Annotated in this window: 2 protein-coding genes and 1 pseudogene; all 3 read right to left on the bottom strand. The window is 76.0% G+C overall.

Annotated features, from left to right (window positions below):
• Window positions 1-98 precede the first annotated feature (98 nt).
• Window positions 99-329: a heavy metal-associated domain-containing protein gene (locus B0E53_RS34445; protein WP_107079716.1), complete on the bottom strand. Its 231-nt coding sequence runs from the start codon at window positions 327-329 to the stop codon at window positions 99-101.
• A gap of 109 nt (window positions 330-438) precedes the next feature.
• Window positions 439-2559 (bottom strand): RecQ family ATP-dependent DNA helicase, encoded by a 2121-nt coding sequence (locus B0E53_RS34440; protein WP_107079715.1) that lies wholly within the window; start codon window positions 2557-2559, stop codon window positions 439-441.
• A gap of 36 nt (window positions 2560-2595) precedes the next feature.
• Window positions 2596-3469 (bottom strand): annotated as a pseudogene (locus tag B0E53_RS38190) (transcriptional regulator); the annotation flags it as partial.

The following is a 3469-nucleotide window of genomic DNA, read 5'->3' as shown; positions in this document are numbered from 1 at the left end:
GCCCCGGGACGGCGGCGCCGGGCGGCGACACGTCGTGGGCCGGCCCCGTCACGGCGGCGCCGGGCGGCGGCGCGTCGGGGCCGGCGAGGGGCGGTGACTCAGGCAATGCCGGCGGCCAGCTCGTAACCGGCCTCGTCGACCGCGGCGCGGACGGACTCGACGGGCAGCGGGGCGGCGCTGGTGACCGTGGCCGTGCCGCTGGCCAGGTCGATCCGGACCTCGTCCACGCCCGGCAGGGCGGACAGCTCCTCGGTGACCGCCCGGACGCAGTGTTCGCAGGTCATGCCGGTGACGGCGTACGTCTGGACGACGGGTCGCTGCTCGGTCATGGGCCCACCGTACCGCCGGTCGGGGGTCGACCCGCCGACGGTCCGCCGACGGTGGCGACGCTCGCATTCCGGCCGGGTCGGGAACTTTCCGCGCCCCGGGTGCGACGGTTCAGCCGGCCACCGCGAGCGCCAGCGGGAGCACATCGGGCGCACCGGCCCGGCGCAGCAGCCGGGCCACCATGCTCATGGTCCACCCCGAGTCGACCAGGTCGTCGACGAGCAGCACCGGCCCGTCCAGCCCGGCCAGCACGTCGGCAAGGTCACCGGGCACCGCGAAGGCGTCGTGCAGCGCGCGTACCCGCTGGGCGCTGTTGCCCCGCGGGCCGCCGGCCCCGGACGGACCGGTCGGGACGACCCGGCCGAGCAGCGGCAGCCGGCCCACCGCGGCGATCCGCTCGGCGAGCGAGCCGACCAGCAGCGGCCGGGTGCGGGAGCCGACCGCGACCACGCCGACGGGGCGACGCGGCCACGGGTCGTCGCCGTGCGCCCACGCCTTCAGCACCTCGACCACCGCCGCCGACACGTCGTCGGGCACCGGGCCGTCCGCCGCGTCCGGCCCGACCAGGCCGCGCAGCCGGCCGCCCCAACCCAGGTCGGACAGGCGTCCCACGGCCCGCCCGGGCAGCGCCTGCTCCGTCGGTGGGATGCGCCCCTTCAGGGGTACGCCGACCGCCTCCAGCCCGGTCGGCCAGAGCTTCTTCGGCGCGATCTCCAGGCCGGGGCGGCCGAGGAAGGTCTGCGCGGCGCTCAGCGCGGCGTCGGACACCTCGGGGCCGAACAGCGGGGCGGCGCAGTTGTCGCACCGGCCGCAGTCCCCCGCCCCGGCGTCGTCCAGGCACTCCCGCAGGTAGCGCATCCGGCAGACGGGCGTGGCCGCGTACTCCCGCATGGCCTGCTGCTCGGCGGTGCGCGCCTGGGCGACGCGGCGCAACCGGGCCTCGTCGTAGACCCAGGGCTCGCCGGTGGCGAGCCAGCCGCCGCGCACCCGGCGGACCGCGCCGTCCACGTCGAGCACCTTGAGCATCAGCTCGAGCCGGGTCCGGCGCAGGTCGACCACCGGTTCGAGGGCCTGGGTGGAGATCGGCCGCTCGGTGTCCAGGGCGGCGAGCACGGCCCGGACCTGCTCCTCGGGCGGGAAGGCGAGCGAGGCGAAGTACCGCCAGATCGCCGCGTCCTCGACGCCGGGGAGCAGCAGCACCTCGGCGTGCTCGACGGCCCGGCCGGCCCGGCCGACCTGCTGGTAGTAGGCGATCGGCGAGGGCGGCGCGCCCAGGTGCACCACGAAGCCGAGGTCGGGCTTGTCGAAGCCCATGCCGAGCGCGCTGGTGGCGACCAGCGCCTTGATCTTGTTGTCCAGCAGGTCCTGCTCGGCGGCCCGCCGGTCGGCGTCCTCGGCCTGACCGGTATAGGCGGCCACCGACCAGCCCCGGGCGCCGAGGAACTCGGCGGTCTCGCCGGCCGCCGCCACGGTCAGCGTGTAGATGATCCCCGAGCCGGGAAGCCGGTCCAGGTGGTCGGCGAGCCAGGCCAGCCGGTGCGCCGGGCTCGGCAGGTCCAGTACGCCGAGCCGCAGCGACTCCCGGTCGAGGGTGCCGCGCAGGACCAGGGCGTCGCCGAGCTGCTCCGCGACGTCCTGGGTGACCCGGGCGTTGGCGGTGGCCGTGGTGGCGAGCACCGGCGTCCGCTCGGGCAGATTGGCGAGGAAGGTGCGCAGCCGCCGGTAGTCGGGGCGGAAGTCGTGCCCCCAGTCGGAGACGCAGTGCGCCTCGTCCACCACGAGCAGCCCGGTGGTGGCCGCCAGCTTCGGCAGCACGCCGTCCCGGAAGTCGGGGTTGTTGAGGCGTTCCGGGCTGATCAGCAGCACGTCCACCGCCCCGGCGTGGATCTCGGCGGTGATCTCGTCCCACTCGTCGAGGTTCGCCGAGTTGATGGTGCGGGCCCGGATGCCGGCCCGGGCCGCCGACTCGACCTGGTTCCGCATGAGCGCCAGCAGCGGCGAGACGATCACCGTGGGGCCGTGCTCACCACCCTCGCGGAGCAGCGCGGTGGCCACGAAGTACACGGCCGACTTGCCCCAGCCGGTGCGCTGCACGCAGAGCACCCGCCGCCGGTCGACCACCAACGCCTCGATGGCCCGCCACTGGTCCTCGCGGAGCCGGGCGTGCTCACCCGCCAGCCGCCGCAGCACCGCCTCGGCGCGCTCTCGGACGGCCTTCCGATCCTGACCCATCCGGCATTTCTACCAGGCGACCGCCGCCGGTCCGAGTCACGAGGGCTGGACGGGCGGTGGCTCGGGCGGCAGGAAGAGCAGCACGTCCCGGAGTGTTTCGGTCGCCGCGGGCGGCAGGTGGCACCGCGCGGCCAACTCCTCCATCGACCCGTACCGGCCGCGCAGCCAGCGGTCGACCGCTAGCTGGCGGCGCTGGTCGACGGTCAGCCCGGGCAGCGTGGCCAGCACCGGATCGGGCACCGCGTTGACGTCGACCAGGCCGCCGTCGTCGTAGCTGCGGAGCAGGTCCGGGCGGCCGATGCGCAGGTCGACCCGGGCGGCCGGATAGTGGTGCAGCAGGTAGCGGGCCTGCTCCCGGCGCAGCCGCCGCTGCTCGTCGGTGCGCTGCCGGCCGGTCCAGAACAGCCCGCCGATGGCCGCCCAGAGCGTCGGGTTGAGCAGCACGACGTGCGCGGTACCGAGCAGCCAGCAGATGCCCAGCGCCAGGATGAGGTAGAGCGCCTCCGCGTCGGTCGGCTCCTCGTTCTCCGGCGCGCTGACCGCGAGGACGAACACGCTGAGGACGAGCAGGAAGTAGCCGAATCCGGCCAGCGCCAGCCGCCAGCTGCGGCGCCACAGCGCGTACCCGAGGACCACGGCCCAGGTGAGCGATCCGAACGACACCAGCACGGTCGCGGTGCCGACGACCGTCGCGGCGAGCCGGACCCACCCGGGCGCCCGTCGTTCGGCCGGTGCCCCGGCCGGCTGGGCCATGGCGACCAGGAGGGCGTGCGGGACCGGGTCCAGCGGTCCGACCGGCCCGGCGCCCCAACCCAGCTTGGCCGGCGGGGTCGGCGCGGGGGCGGACGCCGACCGGACGGCGACCGCTTCCGGTGCGGCGGACGGCGACCCGTCCGGCAGGCCCGTGCCG

It is taken from the genome of Micromonospora sp. MH33, assembly GCF_003013775.1.
GTDB classification, from domain to species: domain Bacteria; phylum Actinomycetota; class Actinomycetes; order Mycobacteriales; family Micromonosporaceae; genus Micromonospora; species Micromonospora fulviviridis.
The sequence above is the reverse complement of the archived record's forward strand: the minus strand, read 5'-3'. Positions and strand labels throughout refer to the sequence as shown.

Excerpts from the sequence above, each read along its gene's own strand:
- B0E53_RS34445 (WP_107079716.1), bottom strand. The coding sequence starts at position 329 with ATGACCGAGCAGCGACCCGTCGTCCAGACGTACGCCGTCACCGGCATG.
- B0E53_RS34440 (WP_107079715.1), bottom strand. The coding sequence starts at position 2,559 with ATGGGTCAGGATCGGAAGGCCGTCCGAGAGCGCGCCGAGGCGGTGCTG.